This window comes from Pantoea sp. X-Soil-OKNW-713, assembly GCF_059730685.1.
On the sequence record NZ_AP035995.1, the window covers coordinates 2,758,382 to 2,776,301 of the forward strand.

The following is a 17,920-nucleotide window of genomic DNA, read 5'->3' on the forward strand; positions in this document are numbered from 1 at the left end:
GGCGTGCTCCTCTTACGGTTTAGGGATCAGGCAGACAGCCAGGCGAACTCATGGAAGCGATAGCCCATCATCATGCCTGACGGCCAGGCTTCCACCCCTTTCACCTTCTTGCTGTAACCATCGGTTGAGCTGATAAAGGTCGGGATGATGGTGCCGCAGTGGTCATAAATCAGCGTCTGCATATCGCCATACATCTGCTTGCGTTTCGCCTGGTCACGTTCGCCACGGGCTGCCACCACCAGTTGGTCAAACTGATCGTTCTTCCAGCCGGATTCGTTATTGGAGGCGCTGGAGAGATAGAACTGTGAGAACAGCATATCCAGCGTTGGACGCGGGTTGATCGAGCCATAACCGACCGGATCTTTGGTCCAGTGGGTGGACCAGTAGCCGTCGTACGGCACGCGGCGTACTTTAAAGTTCACGCCGGTGTTGCGTGCCACCTGCTGAATCAACTGACCGCCTTCCACTGCGCCTTCAATGTTAGGCGTGGTGATGATCTCGACGTTGGCTCCAACCATTCCGGCTTTTTTGAAGTGGAATTTGGCTTTTTCCACATCCAGCGGACGCGGCTTGAGGTCGGCGTTGTAGAACGGATGCCACGGCGGTACTGGGGTATCGTTCGCCACATCGCCGTAGCCCTGCAACACGGTTTTCACCACCATCTCACGCGGTTGCAGGTACTTCATGCCGAGCACGAAGTCTTCGTTGCTGCCCGGTTTCATGTCGGTACGCACAATCAGGTTGGTGTACATGCCGGATTTGCTCTCCAGCACGGCGAAATCGGAGGTGGCTTTGATGCGTTTGCAGTCGGCAGCGCCCAGGGTGGAGATGATGTGCAGATCGCCAGACATCAGGGCATTGACGCGTGCAGCCTGGTCGGTGACGCCCAACAGCTCCACTTCGTCGAGGTGTGGTAGACCCGGCTTGAAGTAATTCGGGTTCTTCACCCCAACTGAACGCACGCCAGGGGTAAACTCTTTCAGTTTGAACGGGCCAGTGCCGATGCCTTTGCTGAAATCTTTGGTGCCATCCTGCACGATCAGGAACGGCGCGGCCGCCAGCATATAAGGCACGTCAAAGTTGGCCTGGCTCAGCACCAGCTGTACTTCGTTGTCATTGACGGCGGTGAAGGTCTTGAACTGATCCGCCAGCTTGAAGGCGTTAGAGGCTACCGCCGGATCTTTATGGCGGCTCAGGGAGTAAATCACGTCTTTCGCCGTCAGCGGTTTGCCGTCGTGGAAGGTGACGCCCTTGCGCAGTTTGATCTGCCAGGTCACACCATCGCCTGACTCCACCGATTCGGCCAGTGCGGGGTGCACTTGCAGGTTTTTATCCAGCTCGGTCAGGCCGCTGTAAAACATAAACTGACGGGTGTAATCGCCGCTGTTGTTGCCTTTAGCGGGGTCGAGGGTATCGGTAGCCGAGGCGTTAGACATCGCCGCGCGCAGTTTCCCCCCTTTAACCGGCGTTTCCGCCGCAAAACCCATTTCCGGAAAACCGATCAGACCGGTGCTCATCACCGCACCGGCGGACAACAACTTCATCAGGCTACGACGGGACAGCGACCCTTCGGTCAGTGCGCGCGTCAGGGCCGGATTTACAGCGTCAGATTCTTTCTTAAATTTACTCATCTGCACACCCTCAATATGAAATGTTGTTTAATTCGATCATCGTCACTGAAAGCCCGCACCTCGCGGCATTGCGCAATAAATTGCGCCGCTACGGTTGGGTGCAGGCTTTTACTGCATTGCGCAATAAATTGCGCCGCTACAGTTGGTGCCATGCTTTGTAGCTGCGCGATTCATCGCGCCAGACGATCAGGAGAGCCGGTCCTTAGCTTTGTAATACAAGCCCGCAAGAGGCAAAAACCAGGGTTTCCCGTGGTAACCGGGCAACGCAGGCCAGGCCTCACGCTGCCACGGGTTGTCGTTGCTTTTTTCTGCCAGTACATCAGCCATCACCCGCCCCATCCAGGTTGACATTTGCGTGCCATGCCCGCTGTAGCCGAGGGAATAGAACACGCCGTCGTGCTCACCGGCACGCGGCAGCCGGTCGGCGGTCATATCGACCATGCCGCCCCAGCAGTAATCAATGCGCGCTTGCCCTAACTGCGGGAACAGCGCGGTCATCGCGGCGCGTAATACCTCGCCGCTGCGCGAATCCGAGGTCGGATTGCTGACGGCAAAACGGGCGCGGCCACCAAACACCAGACGACGATCCGCCGTGGTGCGGAAGTAGTTACCGATATTCAGCGAGGTGACATAGGTACGATCTTTTGGCAGTACCTGGCTGAGCAACGCATCGCCCAGCGGTTCTGTCACCACGATAAAGCTGCCGACTGGCACAATACGGCGCTGGAACCACGGGAACGGACCTTCATTGGAGACGCCAGTCGCCATCAGCACTTTGTCTGCCACAATCTCGCCTTTAGCGGTGGTAACGCGATGACGGTAGCCGTCAAGACGCGTCAACCCGGTCACCGCATGGTGCGGGAAAATCTTCGCCCCGCTGCGTGCCGCGGCTTCCGCCAGACCGACACCAAATTTCCCCATATGCATCTGACCGCCACGTTTTTGCAGCAGGCCACCGTGAAAGGCATCGCTGCCCACTTCCCGGCGGATCTCATCTTTGCTAATCAGCTCGATTTCCGGGTCCACGGTATCGCGCATCAACTGCCAGGCGCTGCGTAAGCCGGGAAAGTGCGTGGCTTTGCTGGCGAGTTTCAACTTGCCGCACAGACGGAAATCGCAATCGATCTGTTCTTCCCGCACCAGTTGCTCGACGTAGCTCACGGCACCGTCAAACGCACGGTAGAAGCGGCTGGCCTGCTCCAGTCCCTGACTGGCAACCAGCGAGGCAAAGTTTTGCGATACGCCGGTATTGCAGTGACCACCGTTGCGCGCCGAGGCCTGACTCATGATGTCGCCGCTCTCCAGCAGCACCACATCAATGCCGCTGCGTGCCAGGTTGAGCGCCGCCGAGACGCCGGTGAACCCGCCGCCGATCACCACCACCGAGGCGGTCGCGGGCAGCGCACCCGTTGCTGCGCCACGGAATTGCGGTGCGGTCGCCTGCCAGAAAGATTCGAGTTTCATTGCGCTGCCCCCCGGGCTTAGAGTCCAACCACAGCGGGCAGACCGCCGATATCTTTGATCTCGGTGTAGCCGTAAGCCGGGTTAGCCGGATCGTGACCACGGTTGACCCACACTTTGTTGGTGATGCCCATGTCATGGCAGGTCATCAGGTCATAACGCAGGCTGGAGGAGACGTGCAGGATCTCGTCCGGACGGCAATCGAGTTTTTCCAGCATGTATTCGAAGCCCTTCATCTGCGGCTTGTAGGCACCGACTTCTTCTGCGGTGATCGCCATATGGATGGGCGCACCGAGACGCGGAATGTGGTGCGGCAGCAGGTCTTTCATCGAATTGGAGAGCAGCACCAGCGGAAACTCCTGTGCCACTTTTGCCAGACCGGCCGGGACGTCGGGATGCGGTCCCCAGGTGGCGCAGTCGGTGTAGATAAAGTCGCTGTCGGCCTTGTCCCACTGCACGCCCCATTTTTTGCAGGTACGTTGCAGCGCATTGCTCACCACGTCGTAATACGGCTTCCACGCACCCAGCACTTCATCCATGCGATAACGGGCGAAATCGGTGGTGAAGGCCTGCATCGCTTCTGGCGCGACGCGCGCTTTGAAGCAACGCTCAGCCGCACCGGCCATATCGAAGTTGATCAGGGTGCCGTAGCAATCAAAGGTGATGTATTTCGGTTTAAACAGTGCCATGACGCGACCTCGTCGTTGTCTGATACGGAAATTAAAAATCGATTAATACGCTTTTCTGACGCTGACAGGCCTGAAATGCCTGACGCCCCAGATCTTTGCCAATGCCGGAGCCCAGGAAGCCGCCGGTGGGGATAATAAAATCGCCGGAACGGCCATAGCGGTTGATCCACACGGTGCCGGATTCAATCGCCCGCATGGCCCGCATGGCGCGTGGCAGGCTCAGGGTATGCACCCCGGCGCACAGGCCGTAGGTTTCATGCGCCGCCAGCTGTAGCCCTTCTTCTTCGTCATCAAATTCCTGCACGGTGAGCACCGGGCCAAAAATTTCCTGCTGCACCGCCGGATTGTTCGGTGCCACACCGCACAGCAAGGTGGGTTGCCAGAACCAGCCGTCTTCGGTGTCGGCAAAACGTTCACCGCCCACCAGCACCTCCGCCCCTTCGGCTTTGGCCGCCGCAATCACGGAGGCGACTTTTTTCCCCTGACGGTCATCAATCAGCGGTGCATAGCGGCTGTCATCCTGCCAGGTCACGCCCGGACGCGGTTGCTGACACAGCGCCACCAGACGATCCAGCAACGGCTGAGCGATACCCCGTTGCACAATCAGGCGTGTACCGGCCACGCAGGCCTGGCCGCCGTTGGCGGTAAAGCCGCGTAAAATACGTTGCGCCAGTACGTCAATATCGCCCGCATCGTCGAACACCAGTTGCGGGCTTTTGCCACCCAACTCGAGGGTCACTGGCTTCATACCATGCTGCGCCGCATCGCTCATGATGCGTGCACCCGTGATGGTGGAACCGGTAAAGGAGACTTTGCGTACCAGAGGATGTGTGACCAGCGCGCTGCCGGTGACGGCCCCGCTGCCCTGCACGATGTTGAGGATGCCTGCCGGTAAGCCCGCCTGCACCGCCAGTTCGGCAATGCGCACGGTGGAGAACGGCGTCAGCTCTGAAGGTTTCAGCACCACGGCATTTCCTGCCGCCAGCGCCGGACCACATTTCCATGACGCCATCGACAGCGGGAAATTCCACGGCGTGATGGCACCGATCACGCCATAAGGTTCGGAGATCAGCATCCCGAGGCTGCGCTCCTGGGTCGGGAACAGGTCACCGCTGTATTTGTCGGCGCACTCCGCGTAGAAACGGATGGCTTCAGCAGTGAACGGAATTTCGTGCTGCACCACGTCGCTGATTGGCCGGGTGGAGCCGAGCGCTTCCAGTTGCGCCAGCAGCAGATCGCTCTCAATCAGATCGGCCCAGCGGCGTAACACCTTGCCACGTTCGCGCGGTGGGCAGCTACGCCAGCCACTGACGGTCAGGGCGCGATGCGCAATCGTGACCGCGCGATCCACGTCTTCTGCCGTAGCTTCGCTCAGGGTGGCATAGACTTTGCCATCTGACGGACGCTTCACCGCAAAAGACGCGCCCTGCGTATGTTGGTGCTGGCCATCAATATAATGTCCGGCAGGTAATAAAACTTTTTCAGGGTCGAAACTTAACATGGAAAAATCCTTATTTGTTACACCCGTCATTAGCGTGCTAATTAAACTTTCTCGCCGCACTTATGTGGGCTGTTAATAAGCTAATGCAGAAAGTATGCCAGCCCGGCAAAAAATTATAATGCGTAAAAAACAGCCCAAAAAAATTTTCTGCCGTATTGGTGAGGGAAATTTTGCGGAATTGCCGAAGCTTTAAACAGATGATTTAGCTCACAAATTATGCGCATCTCTTTGGTGCACTGCGCATGAAACTTGCACTAAAACGGCGAATAGCCGGAAAAACATGACATTGCGCACAAAATAAAAAAACGCCTGTTACCGGAAGTAACAGGCGTTGAGCTGACCGTTTGTTAATTTACAATCAGAGACTGCCAATATGAAAAGTTTTCTGCTCCAGATACTCTTCAATTCCGTAACGTGAACCTTCGCGCCCTAATCCGGATAATTTAACTCCGCCAAAAGGTGCCGCATCTAATGAAATCGCGCCGGTATTAAATCCTACCATGCCAAATTCCAGCGACTCAGCAACCCGCCAGGCGCGGCGAATATTTTCGGTGAAGAAATAAGCACCCAACCCATAAGGCGTATCATTCGCCATAGCGATTGCTTCCTGTTCGTCGTCAAACATAAACAGCGGCGCTACCGGGCCAAAGGTTTCTTCATGAGCAATACGCATCTTGTTGGTCACATTGCCTAACACCGTCGGCTGCACAAAGGTGCCGTTGGGCTGGCTGATACCGCCACTGAGCAGCGTGGCCCCCTGGCTAAGCGCATCATCAATATGGCTGTTCACCTTCTCGACGGCGCGATCGTTGATCAACGGGCCGATGGTACTTTGCGCATCAAAACCGTCTCCGACTTTCAGGGTCGCCACGGCATCCAACAAGCGCGCGCTAAAGCGTTCATAGATGCCGCGTTGAACCAGAATGCGGTTGGCGCAGACGCAGGTCTGTCCGGCATTGCGGAACTTACTCGCCATCACTCCGGCCACCGCGATGTCTAAATCAGCATCATCAAAGATGATCAGCGGCGCGTTACCACCCAGTTCGAGACTCAGGCGTTTGATGCTGTCGGCACTTTGCTGCATCAGCAATTGCCCGACGCGGGTGGAGCCGGTAAAGGAGATTTTGCGCACCGTGCGGCTGGCAGTCAGCGTGCTGCCGATTTCAGTTGGCAGTCCGGTCAACACCTGAAGTACCCCACTCGGGAATCCGGCGCGCTCCGCCAGTACTGCCAGTGCCAGCGCCGAAAGCGGCGTCAGTTCGGAAGGTTTCACGATAATCGGGCAACCTGCGGCCAGCGCCGGGGCCACTTTGCGGGTGATCATCGCAATCGGGAAGTTCCACGGCGTAATCGCCGCCGCCACCCCGACTGGCTGCTTCAGCACCAGAATGCGGCGATCTTCGCTGGGCGCCGGGATGGTGTCGCCATAGATACGTCGCGCCTCTTCGGCAAACCATTTGACAAAGCTGGCACCGTACAACACTTCGCCTTTGGCTTCTGCCAGCGGTTTGCCCTGCTCAGCGGTCATGATGATGGCCAGGTCATCGGCGTTGTCCAGAATCAGCTGATGCCACTTTTCCAGCAGCGCCGCGCGGGTCGCGTTCGGGGTCTTGCCCCAGCTGATACGCACTGACTCGGCATAATCTATCGCCTGCTCGGTTTCGGCGGCACCCAATGCCGGAATGGTGGCCAGCGTTTCCTGGGTTGCAGGATCAATCACCGGCAGCGTTGCCCCTGCCAGCGCATCCTGCCAGCGACCGCCAAATAACGCCTGCTGGCGCAGTAATTCCGCATCTTTCAGTTGAATACGCGACATGCTTTTCCCCTGTGTCTGTGTCATTTCACTGTAACGCGGCGGCACAGCGCAGGATGTTTTTCTGCGACGGGGAAATAACACAGGTACGCGTTTTGCGACGGGAAAAGAAATTTTATGCTGTGCGGCCCGGATGGGCCGCGCAGGGGGGATTAGATCTGGAAATCGATTGCCGGTTCGTCGCCGGTTTCGTAGGAGAGCGCCTGACGTTTGATCTCTTCCAGCGACAGGTTGGCGTTACACAGTTCGAGGAACTGCCAGACATAGTTACGTTGCAGTTGGCCGCGCTTCAGGCCGAGCCATACGGTGTTGGCATCGAACAGATGATGTGCATCGATTTTCACCAGGTCTTCGCCATCATAGATGTCGCACGCCTGGTCAGCGAGAATACCGACGCCCAGCCCCAGTTCGACATAGGTTTTCACCACATCAGAATCCTGTGCGCTGAGCACGATGTCTGGCTTTAATCCGGCGGCCTGGAAGGCCCGGTCAACACGCGAACGGCCAGTGATGCCCTGCCGATAGGTGATCAGCGGATAGCGATTTAGTTGTCCCAGCGACACCGGCTCGCTCTGCAACAATTCATGATCGTGCGGCACCAGCAGCGAGTGATGCCAACTAAACCACGGAAAAGCCGCCAGACTGGCGTTGTTCACCAGTTGCTCACTGGCGATGCCGATATCCGCTTCACCCGCCAGCAACATCGCCACAATTTCCTGCGGCGATCCCTGGTTCAGCTCCAGCCGCACATTGGGATAGAGTTGACGAAACGCTTTAATCACGCGTGGCAGGCTATAACGCGCCTGCGTGTGGGTGGTGGCGATGGTCAACACCCCGCTGGTTTCATTGGTAAACACATCCGCGAGGCGGCGCACTTTACCCGCTTCATCGAGGATGCGTTCAGCAATGGTCAGCAATGCTTTGCCGGGTTCCGTCATCCCCAGCAGACGTTTGCCACGGCGGATGAAAATTTCAACGCCCAGCTCATCTTCCAAATCGCGTATATGGCGACTCACCCCGGATTGTGAGGTAAAGAGCGTATTGGCGACCTCTGTCAGGTTGAACTCGCAACGGGCTGCTTCGCGTATAATTTTAAGTTGCTGGAAATTCACACCCTTTTCTCCTGATTCCTGCCCTGTTTCCTCCATGTTATGAAGTTGCTGGCAGCACAACAAATAATTAAAAACGGTTTGTTATGCGGAATAGTAATAAGGGGATTGGAGGGAGACAGGTTGGTTCATGAAGGTTCCACCCACCCACCGCCTGAAAGCCTGCTGCTTGCTTAATTGCGCCGCTACAAATGGCAGCACATTACTCGTAGCGGCGCGATTTATCGCGCAGGCAGCAATGATGATATGACAGCGAAGTTAACGTCGTGCAGCGGCGAAAGGCGGTGTTGAATTGTAGCGGCGCGATTTATCGCGCATGTCGGGAGGCCTGGGATTACAAAGGGTGCGGCCAGGCACCCTTTGCTCGGTCGCCGTACCGGCGAACTGCAACTACATCAGCCCAAAGCGAACAGAACCGGCACGAATCCAGCCGCTATCAGCTCACCAGCATCAATTCGCGATCTTCCACCATCGGCTTGTTCAGCAGCGACAGCAGGATATTCTTCACCGCCTGAGCCGACGGAGAGAGTGGCAGGCGCGCCGACACGTTCAGCGACAGCGGCAGGTTCAGTGATGGACTATTGATACGCGCCATCCACGCATGAGTGGAACTCACCAGTGCACGCGCCGCAGATTCCGGCAGCACGGTCACACCCATCCCGCTGGATACCGCTGCGGTCAGCGTCGAAATCGATTCGATTTCACCAATAATACGTGCACTCAGGCGACGCAGGGAGAAGGCTTCATCCACGCGTTTACGCACGGCGCTGTAGTCGCGTGGCAGGAACAGATTCATCTGTGCCACATCGGCCAAATCAACGGTGGCTCCCGGACAGTCAGTAGCACCGACCAGGTAGAGTTCTTCTTTCATTAGCGGAATGCTGTTGATGCCCGCAGTCGGTGCACGGTCATACAGCACTGCCATATCCAACTGACCGTTCATCACTTTTTCATTCAGCGACGTGCCGCTGTTCTCGTGCAGATACACCAGCACATCCGGGTACTGCTCGCGGACGGTTTGCAGCAGCGGCATGGTCAGCGACGACGCTGCGGTTCCCGGAGCCAGACCAATCGAAACCTGACCATTCAGCGCCTGACCAGCATTGATCACCGCCGTCTGTGCCTGTTCACACTGGCGCAGGATGGTGCGAGCGTGGGCATAAAGAATTTTACCGGCTTCCGTCGGCGTCACACCACGCTTGGTGCGGATCAGCAGTTGCTGATCAAGTTCATTCTCCAGCGTAGCAACCTGCTGGCTAAGCGCGGGCTGCGCAATATGCAACACTTCTGCTGCCTGAGTCAGGCTGCCGATATCGACGATTTTTACAAAGTATTTCAGTCGTCTTAAGTTCATTTTGCCTCCGTCACGGATCCCCGAATGCCCAATTATAATTGGAGCTCTTAGCCTGCTGGCTTGTGTCATAAAGATTGCAATATGCAGGCCAGGTTTTATCAGTTCACAAAAAAGCTTTACCAGATTTTTCCTAACGGCGTGGAAAATAAGCGTTTCTGATTACCCCATAAGGGTTAATAAGCGCAGGGCATGGCATGGATTGTTGAAAGATTGCGCTGAATGCACCATTACAGTGCGGAAAATGCGAGGCAGATGTGCAAAAAAGTGATGACCCGACGTACACAATTGGTGCACGTCGGGTCATGGATATCACGCAACTACGCGTGGAGACTGGATTTCCTGGTGTTGGCATTCAGGCTACCGCGCAAGGCAGCAGCCTGATCGACTCAGAAGGTCATTAGCGTTTCTTACGGTTACGATGCATGTCGATAGAAACAGCTGCAACGATGATGATCCCTTTAATAATGTCTTGCACGTAAGCGTCCACACCCACGAAGGTAAAGCCACTTTTAATCAGACCGAGGATCACCGCACCGATCAAGGTGCCGGTAATACGCCCCACGCCACCCATCAGGCTGCTACCACCGATAACCGCCGCAGCGATGGCATCCAGTTCATAGGCCAAGCCCATACTGGATTGTCCGCTGCTGACGCGCGCCGCCAGCACTACCCCTGCCAGACCAGAAAGTGCCCCGGCAATGGTGTAGACGATAATCAGGTATTTATTGACGTTGATACCGGAGACTTTGGCAGAAGTCATGTTGCCGCCAATCGCGTAAACATATTTGCCGTAGCGGGTATGTTTCAGCGCGATATGGAACAGGAACGCTACCACGAGGAAGATGATAACCGGCATTGCGCCCTGGCCAATTGAGGTAAATCCATCTGACAGGAAGCTGATCGGGTTCCCCTGGGTGTAGTACTGCGCCAAACCGCGTGCGGAAACCATCATCCCAAGCGTAGCAATAAAGGGAGGAATGCCAGTCTTGGTAATCAATACACCGTTGACCAAACCGCACACCAACCCCACCCCAATCCCCGCGACAATCGGAATCGCAGCAGGCAGGTTCACCAGCGAAGGATACATGGGCGACAGGCTATCGGAGGTTTGCGCCAGACTGGCCGCCACCACCGCCGTCAGGGCGATTACCGACCCTGAGGAGAGGTCGATACCGGTGGTGATGATGACCTGAGTCACCCCAACCGCGATGATACCGATAATCGCCACCTGCAATACAATCAGGACCAGACGGTTAGTGTTCAGCAGGAAGGATTGGTCACGCACATACCAACCCGCAATTTCGAAAATCAGGGCAATGCCCAGCATAACAACAAAAATACCGGTGTCTTTGGGCAGCTTGTGACGCAAGTTGCCGAAAAACGAAGTCTGCTCGGTGGCCTGGGAGGCCGTCACTTTCATGTTGCTCATGGTTGTCTCACGCCTCACTCGGATGCCAGCGACAAAATGGTTTCCTGGTCGGCCTCTTCTTTATTGAGGATGCCGGTTATACGTCCTGCGTGCATCACCATCACGCGGTCACTCATGCCGAGGATTTCCGGCAATTCTGACGACACCATAATGATGGCGACGCCACGGTTAGCCAGTTCACTGATCAGACGATAGATCTCTGCTTTGGCGCCTACGTCGATACCACGCGTAGGTTCGTCAAGGATCAGGATCTTCGGCTGCGCCAGCAGCCAGCGGGCAATCAGCACCTTCTGTTGATTCCCCCCGCTGAGGTTATTGATAATTTGGTCCATAGTCGGGGTTTTAATGTTCAGCTTACGGATCTGCTCCATGCAGTCCTGCGCCATTTTCATATGACTGACGAAGCCGCTTTTTCCGATGTAATCCGGCATGTTGACGATGCTCATGTTCTCCAGCACCGACAACACCAGGAACAACCCGGACTTTTTACGGTCTTCCGTCAGGAACGCCATGCCTTTTTCAATTGCAGTGGACGGTGAGTCGATCTTCACCGGGACGCCATCAATCAGCACTTCGCCGCTGTCGAAACTCTCCATACCAAACAGGCTTTCCATCACTTCACTGCGTCCGGCCCCCACCAGCCCGGCAACGCCGAGGATTTCGCCTTTACGCAGGGTAAAATTGACATCCTGAAAGCGACCTTTGCTGTTGAGGTTACGTACCGTCAACACTTCTTCACCGATGGCGTTATTGAATTTCGGGAACAACTGGGTGAGTTCACGACCTACCATCTGCGTAATCAGCGACTGACGGGTAAACTGCGTGGTGCTGTTGCTGCCCACCCAGGCACCGTCACGGAAGATGCTGATTTCGTCAGTGATGGAGAAGATCTCATCCATTTTGTGGCTGATATAGATGATGGCTTTGCCCTGCTCACGCAGGTCACGAATAATGGTGAACAGATGCGAGACTTCGGTTTCTGTCAGTGCCGAGGTCGGCTCGTCCATAATGACGATGTCTGAGTTCCACGACACCGCTTTGGCGATCTCCACCATCTGCTGCGCTGCGATGCTCAGTTCACCGACCATGCGCTCGGCTTTGAGACGGATATTCAGTTTGTTCAGCAGTTCTTGCGTCTGCCGGTTAAGCAACGCGTGATCGACAAAGCCGTATTTCATCGGTTCGCGACCCAACCAGATGTTTTCGGCCACGGTCATATGAGGCACCAGATTCAGTTCCTGGTGGATCATGGAAATCCCGGAACGCAGCGCGTCCATCGTGTCCTGAAACTGCACTGGCTCCCCTTTAATGCGGATGGTGCCCTTATCGGGACGATACATCCCGATAAGGCATTTCATTAAAGTGGATTTGCCCGCGCCATTTTCGCCCATCAGGGCATGTACCGACCCCGGTTTCACTCGCAGTGAGACATTATCGAGTGCCTTCACTCCAGGGAAGAACTTGCTGATGCCTTCGGCTTCAAGCGCAAAAGCGGTCATACATCACCTCCGTACGGCTTTGTCGGGTTCGGTTTATTTCTGGTTCATGCTGGCGAATTTGGTGTAGTTGTCTTTGGTGATCAGCTGGAACGGGATGTCGACGATCTTCTGTACCTTTTCACCGTTGACCAGTTTGATAGCGGTTTGCACTGCACCTTCACCCTGGCCTTTGGCGTCCTGGAAGACACTGGCGACCATTTTGCCGTTTTTGATCATCTGCAACGCATCAGGGGTACCATCTACACCAGCAACCAAAATGTGGTTCGGGTTTTTGCCCAGAGCCTGTAAAGCACCGATCGCCATTTCGTCGTTGTTGGAGGCAATAGCCTGGATATCATCCCCCGCAGTCAACCAGTTACTCACCACATCCACCGCATCGTTGCGGGTGAATTTTGCAGTTTGCTTCTGTACCACTTTGATGTTCGGATATTTTGCCACCACCGCTTCAACGCCTTTGGTACGCTCACGGGTTGATTCGTTCGCAAGGTCACCCAACAGGATGGCGACGTTACCTTTACCGTTCATCGCTTTCGCTAATGCTTCCATTTGCAGACGACCTGCCAGTTCGGAGTCGGAACCCACGAAAGCCATTTTGTCGGTGAGTTCGCCCGCCGGTTTACGGTTAACAAAGACCAGCGGGATACCGGCTTTGCTTGCTGCATCAATCACTGGTTTTACCGCATTGGTGTCAACTGGGTTAACAATGATGGCGTCCACGCCCTGCCCGATAAAGTTCTGCACCTGTTGCAGCTGCTGTGCAACGTCGCCCTTAGCGTCTTCCACCTGCCCTTTGATGTTGTCTTTTTGCATCTCTTTTTGCATTGAGGTACGCAGAATGGTCAGAAAGTTGTCATCAAACAACGCCATAGAAACACCAACCTGGAGATCTTTTGCCATTGCAGCGGCAGGTAACATGCAAACTAACAGGGAAGTCACTAACGCTTTTTTAATGTTCATAGGTAACCCTTCTTTATCGTTAACATGCACAGGTTGGCTGATACCTCGAATGAAAAAATTCTTTTACATTCACTCAACGTCACTGGCGTTTTTTATCTGGTTGTAGAGGTAAGGCTTCTGGTTTAACGTTATCGGTTTGCAACAACTCCTTCCTGTAACTTGTTCCTTATCAACAAGTTATTTTCAAAACAGCGTTTCGGGTTGTAAAAGTTGTTCCGCCAGTGATGATAAGCAGTTCATTTATTCCATCTCGATGCCATTTGAAATTTTCATCATAAAAGCACTGAAACGATTGTTTTAAAATCGGCAAATAACAAAACTTTGACACGCATCTAACATCTGCGAGGAATTGCGTTTAAAGTGAGATCTTGCTGGCAGTTTGAATTGTGATCATTCAAGGCAGAAAAACAGCAATCCGCTGCTTTTCCGCGCACTTAAACCAAAAGTGTGCAGGAGGGCTTTGACAACGGGGATCGGCATCGCTAATATGCGCCTCGTTCCAACGATTCCTCTGTAGTTCAGTCGGTAGAACGGCGGACTGTTAATCCGTATGTCACTGGTTCGAGTCCAGTCAGAGGAGCCATATTTAGAAAAGCCCGCTCAGGGAAACCTGAGCGGGCTTTTTGCTTTCTGGTAAATGTTCACAACCAGAATGCGCGATAAATCGCGCCGCTACGGATGCGCGCTTTGGCACTGCGTCGCTGAATACCGCAGGCTTGGTAGCGGCGTGATTTATCACGCCTGTCAGTTTATGTGCGATGTCACAGCATAAAACCGTAATGAGAACCGTCCGGCAACTCAACATCAACACGCAGCTTGCCACCTGCGGCTTCAACATAACGTTTCAATGTGGACAGCTTGACATCACGTCCCGGTTTTTCCATTTCGGCTACGGTCGGCTGCTTCACGCCAAGAGAAGTCGCCATCTCCACCTGAGTTTTATCCACCTTCTCACGCAGTTCTGCGAGATGGATATTCAGTAGCGTCTGGGTGGCCATCTTTTCCGCCCTGGCTACGACTGAGGGTTTTTCATCAGCCAGTAGTTGTTCCAGCGTACGACCCATACATTACTCCTTCTCTGTCAGTTGCTGGAGATGCTCGGTCAGTAGTCTGTCGGCTAAAGGGATCATCTCGTGATAGAAGTGTTTTTCTTTACCCACCTTATTGCGTGGGCACAGCAAAATAGCGGTTCGCCGGGGATCAAAGGGAAAGAAAGCACTCAGCGGCTCCCCAGCAGACTGGATACGCAGCACCATTAAGGCAGCTAACACGCGTGCACGATCGTTGTCGTCTAATCCACTAACCACACTGAACCTCCTTGTAATATAGGTTAAATGTTATATAGGTGAAAACCTATCGGCGGAATTATGCACAAACGTTGAGGTGAGGCAATAGGACGTTAGTGAAACAGGAGGGAGACTTCGGAGAATTTGATGTAATTAGGGAAGATTTGCATGAAAGTTGGATGTGAGACTGTGGAAAGAGATGGGGTGAGGTTGTCGGAAAGATAAGGCCGGAAGGATCATTTAGACCCCTACGGCTTTTAATAAATATAGAAAAGTTATCTATTACGATGTTTTCAATACTATCGGATTGAAAACTGAGAGTGTTTTTCTATCCCTATTAATGCCACATGGAATACAGCCTTTTTTGAATATTGAAAATATTTCCTCCAGCATTGTTCCCTCTTGATAACCCTTCAGATATCTTTGAGTTGCCACCATATTAAGCATATGAATAGCCTCATCACCTACTTCATTAACAAACAAATCATAATCATCATTATCTGCTAATCCGTTTTTCTTCCTCAGTAAAAATGCCTTTCTCTTGCGAATATTATCCTTGAGAGCATCACTCTTTAATTTTTTTGAATTATCCATTATATCCTTTTGAGAGTTCTTGTAATCTTTGTCGAGAATCAAATCAGATATTAATGTTGAAAAAAAATCACTCCAATTCAGGTATGGTTCATCCAAGTTTTGTTCAAAAAGCAATTCTCTGGCTTTTTTTGGATCCGCAATAACATCGTAATTACCAAGGGGGTCGTTTGTACCCGAAAGAAAAAGTGCGTCATTAACAAAAACGACTGGTTCCATATACTCATCAGATTGAATATTCATATAATCACCCAAATATACCTGACCACAAATTATATACTCTCTGCCTGCCAACCTGCTCAATATCTCGACCAAAAATGTCCGAGTTATACATATCTTTTGATCTTATTGGCACTCCATCTTGCATCCCGCGACGAGCCGTATCCTGGATGGCACTAACCTGTTTAGATATATTAGCAGGAGATTGGTTGATATTAATTTTATCAAGCGCATCTTTAACAGCATCAGTATATCCATGATGATTCCCCTGATGTCTTGACATAGCACTTGTTGCATCATCCACTTTCCTGAGAAATATACCATTAGAAGCATCATCAATGTAGTAGTTTATCTTCTTCAAGGCAGGATGATTGGCTAATTCTTTCGGTATAATATGGTGCGCCTGATAACCTTTCCAGGTTGTAGAACGTGGAAGGCCCATAGACTCCATCATATTTCTACCGAGTCGAGTAGAACATCCTTCTAATCCTAAAGGATCTATCCACGTTAGAGGGTCCAACACATAGGCTGAGACATTCACCCCACCCATCAACCCTATCGGGTCCAACTGGGTGTAACGCCCGCCGCACGGGTCATAGTACCGGAAAGTGTTATAGTGCAGACCGGTTTCGCGGTCAAGGTACTGCCCCTGGAAGCGCAGGTTCTGCGGCACATCCCAGTCAATGCCGGTGCGTTCCCGTGTGGTGCGTCCCCAGGCGGAAAACACACCCTGCCAGACAGTGTCACCGCAATTATTTGTCACGCGGTCTGGCAACCCATTGATCTCGGTGTGATACCAGTAAATCTAGGCGTGCTGCTGATAATTGCCGACGCACGAACTGGTTCGTGTTGCCACACGATCGATTAGGCGTCCTTTACCTGCATTTTCAAAGTTACCCCGATGCCCCGGCCAAAGAGTTCCAACTTCACGATTACACTTAACACTATTAATATGTCGTGGCAATGAGTGGTCAAAAAAAGCCGGAAGGATCATTCTGACCACTTCCAGCTTCATTTATAGTTCTTTATTACTTTTACTTTACACTAAATACTTTCCTTAGGAAGTTCTGTATTAGTATATTACAACCTAATCAAATCATTAATATTATTACTGCTACGATTCGATTTTATGAATGACAACAAAATATCATATCTTTCTTTTTTAAACTTAACTTCATAGAACCCAGGTGAGAGCTCAAAGAAAATGCCTGACATATAATCTGAACCATCAGGCTCAAGATCTCCGCCACTAGTATCCTCACCGGCACCAATAAACACCTTCCCAACTGGAATATTCAAAAACAGTGACCCATATCCGTCTTTAAGATCATCACAAATTTCAACTGTGTAGTCACCATCACTGCCAAGGTTTAAAAATAGAACATTCCCTTTATTAATTTCACCTACTTCATCATCAGGAATACTCCACCAATCAGGATCATCATTAACTCTGTGCTTTAAAGAAGCCACGTCAAAAACAGATAACGTCGCAGTATCCGTTGAAAAAGAGAATTTGTTAGTCATATCTTGCTTTTGTTAAGAGGTAAATTCGTTTCACATCGCTTAATTTTGCACAACTCAGAATTGTTCAAATTCACTTGCTAAAGAATTCAATATTTACCATTACTATTGAAAATATTAATGCAATGATATTAATATTAGCTAGACGTATGAATTCTAAATATAGACAGAGTCAACACAAACCCTTCATTGTAAAAGGTCAGTTCCGTAATCATTTAAAACTGACCAATAAAAAATCAAGAAAAAGGCTTTACTTTACTAATTGACGATTTATTTAACAACCCCCGCATAGAAGATAAGTTATCCTCTATATCCCTCTCAACCTTATTAATAGAGTACTCAGGTGAACCACCTAATACTTTAATTTTAATCAACTTCATTAAATAGACTAGTCTCAAGTCAAAAGAGATGGCTAAATCTTTGTTTTCTCCGCTAGCAACTGACTCAGCTAATTCAACGCCTTCTCCTGCCATAAAGCGATTATGAACATTATTTCTTATTTTTTTGAGCATGCCCTCGCCGGAATCTAAAACACTCTTTATTTTCAAAACAGAATCGTTATATTTTTCATCATCCTGCTTCAACAGTGCCAACTGTGCTCTCAGAGAAATCGAAAACTCGATCCAAGTCCAATAATCATAATCATTATCAAACCCAATAGAAGATAATTTTTCAGATATAATTTCAGCATCATCAAATTCATCATTCACATATTGAATAAATGCAAGTTTTGATAATGACTCCAGTACCATCTTTCCAGTTTTTAAATTTTTCGCTGGAATACTCTCAATCTTCGATTTTAAAGAAGAGGTTTTCTCAGATAATTCTGTAATAATATTGTCAAATTTCATTCCAAACCT

The 17,920-nt window shown here is 51.9% G+C and carries 16 protein-coding genes, 1 tRNA gene and 1 pseudogene; 1 reads left to right on the top strand and 17 read right to left on the bottom strand.

All coding sequences use genetic code 11. The annotated features are described in order from the left end of the window. Positions 1 to 26 precede the first annotated feature (26 nt). The 10 genes from AC6I8R_RS13030 to AC6I8R_RS13075 all read right to left on the bottom strand — a co-directional run bounded on the left by AC6I8R_RS13030 (position 27) and on the right by AC6I8R_RS13075 (position 13,443). A complete protein-coding gene (locus tag AC6I8R_RS13030; RefSeq protein WP_021182779.1) occupies positions 27 to 1,631 on the bottom strand; it encodes an ABC transporter substrate-binding protein in 1,605 nt (534 codons plus the stop codon). Positions 1,632 to 1,817: 186 nt separating this feature from the next. Then, positions 1,818 to 3,095 (bottom strand): NAD(P)/FAD-dependent oxidoreductase, encoded by a 1,278-nt coding sequence (locus AC6I8R_RS13035; RefSeq protein WP_208724064.1) that lies wholly within the window; start codon positions 3,093 to 3,095, stop codon positions 1,818 to 1,820. A gap of 17 nt (positions 3,096 to 3,112) precedes the next feature. Then, entirely contained in the window at positions 3,113 to 3,781 is a 669-nt protein-coding gene (locus AC6I8R_RS13040; protein WP_021182777.1) for a haloacid dehalogenase type II, read from the bottom strand. Between the two features lie 31 nt (positions 3,782 to 3,812). Then, a complete protein-coding gene (locus tag AC6I8R_RS13045) occupies positions 3,813 to 5,282 on the bottom strand; it encodes an aldehyde dehydrogenase family protein (protein ID WP_497832428.1) in 1,470 nt (489 codons plus the stop codon). A gap of 358 nt (positions 5,283 to 5,640) precedes the next feature. Next, the gene (locus tag AC6I8R_RS13050) at positions 5,641 to 7,098 is read right to left on the bottom strand and encodes an NAD-dependent succinate-semialdehyde dehydrogenase (protein WP_497832429.1); all 1,458 of its coding nucleotides are present in this window, start codon (positions 7,096 to 7,098) and stop codon (positions 5,641 to 5,643) included. Positions 7,099 to 7,247: 149 nt separating this feature from the next. Next, the gene (gene cbl / locus AC6I8R_RS13055) at positions 7,248 to 8,207 is read right to left on the bottom strand and encodes an HTH-type transcriptional regulator Cbl (protein WP_021182774.1); all 960 of its coding nucleotides are present in this window, start codon (positions 8,205 to 8,207) and stop codon (positions 7,248 to 7,250) included. A 433-nt stretch (positions 8,208 to 8,640) separates the two neighbouring features. Beyond that, positions 8,641 to 9,558: a nitrogen assimilation transcriptional regulator NAC gene (gene nac / locus AC6I8R_RS13060; protein WP_021182773.1), complete on the bottom strand. Its 918-nt coding sequence runs from the start codon at positions 9,556 to 9,558 to the stop codon at positions 8,641 to 8,643. Positions 9,559 to 9,955: 397 nt separating this feature from the next. After that, entirely contained in the window at positions 9,956 to 10,978 is a 1,023-nt protein-coding gene (locus AC6I8R_RS13065) for an ABC transporter permease (RefSeq protein ID WP_200864650.1), read from the bottom strand. A gap of 23 nt (positions 10,979 to 11,001) precedes the next feature. Next, complete coding sequence (locus AC6I8R_RS13070; RefSeq protein ID WP_021182770.1) at positions 11,002 to 12,486, bottom strand: sugar ABC transporter ATP-binding protein; 1,485 nt, start codon at positions 12,484 to 12,486, stop codon at positions 11,002 to 11,004. A 33-nt stretch (positions 12,487 to 12,519) separates the two neighbouring features. Then, positions 12,520 to 13,443, bottom strand: a complete 924-nt coding sequence (locus AC6I8R_RS13075; protein ID WP_208724062.1) for a sugar ABC transporter substrate-binding protein — start codon at positions 13,441 to 13,443, stop codon at positions 12,520 to 12,522. A 507-nt stretch (positions 13,444 to 13,950) separates the two neighbouring features. Between AC6I8R_RS13075 and AC6I8R_RS13080 the strand changes: the two genes are divergently transcribed. Next, positions 13,951 to 14,026 (top strand) — tRNA-Asn (locus AC6I8R_RS13080). 178 nt (positions 14,027 to 14,204) lie between these two features. Here the strand turns inward: AC6I8R_RS13080 and proR are convergent. The 7 genes and pseudogenes from proR to AC6I8R_RS13115 form a co-directional block, all read right to left on the bottom strand. Then, complete coding sequence (proR, locus tag AC6I8R_RS13085) at positions 14,205 to 14,507, bottom strand: transcriptional regulator ProR (RefSeq protein ID WP_497832430.1); 303 nt, start codon at positions 14,505 to 14,507, stop codon at positions 14,205 to 14,207. A gap of 3 nt (positions 14,508 to 14,510) precedes the next feature. Further along, the gene (locus tag AC6I8R_RS13090) at positions 14,511 to 14,750 is read right to left on the bottom strand and encodes a hypothetical protein (protein WP_497832431.1); all 240 of its coding nucleotides are present in this window, start codon (positions 14,748 to 14,750) and stop codon (positions 14,511 to 14,513) included. A gap of 261 nt (positions 14,751 to 15,011) precedes the next feature. Next, complete coding sequence (locus tag AC6I8R_RS13095; protein ID WP_497832432.1) at positions 15,012 to 15,563, bottom strand: hypothetical protein; 552 nt, start codon at positions 15,561 to 15,563, stop codon at positions 15,012 to 15,014. 4 nt (positions 15,564 to 15,567) lie between these two features. Next, complete coding sequence (locus AC6I8R_RS13100; RefSeq protein WP_497832433.1) at positions 15,568 to 15,981, bottom strand: AHH domain-containing protein; 414 nt, start codon at positions 15,979 to 15,981, stop codon at positions 15,568 to 15,570. A 54-nt stretch (positions 15,982 to 16,035) separates the two neighbouring features. Then, positions 16,036 to 16,344, bottom strand: a pseudogene (locus AC6I8R_RS13105) (RHS repeat-associated core domain-containing protein); the annotation flags it as partial. Positions 16,345 to 16,619: 275 nt separating this feature from the next. After that, the gene (locus AC6I8R_RS13110; RefSeq protein ID WP_208724056.1) at positions 16,620 to 17,063 is read right to left on the bottom strand and encodes a DUF6386 family protein; all 444 of its coding nucleotides are present in this window, start codon (positions 17,061 to 17,063) and stop codon (positions 16,620 to 16,622) included. A 233-nt stretch (positions 17,064 to 17,296) separates the two neighbouring features. Beyond that, positions 17,297 to 17,911, bottom strand: a complete 615-nt coding sequence (locus AC6I8R_RS13115) for a DUF6707 family protein (RefSeq protein ID WP_208724055.1) — start codon at positions 17,909 to 17,911, stop codon at positions 17,297 to 17,299. Positions 17,912 to 17,920: the final 9 nt, after the last annotated feature.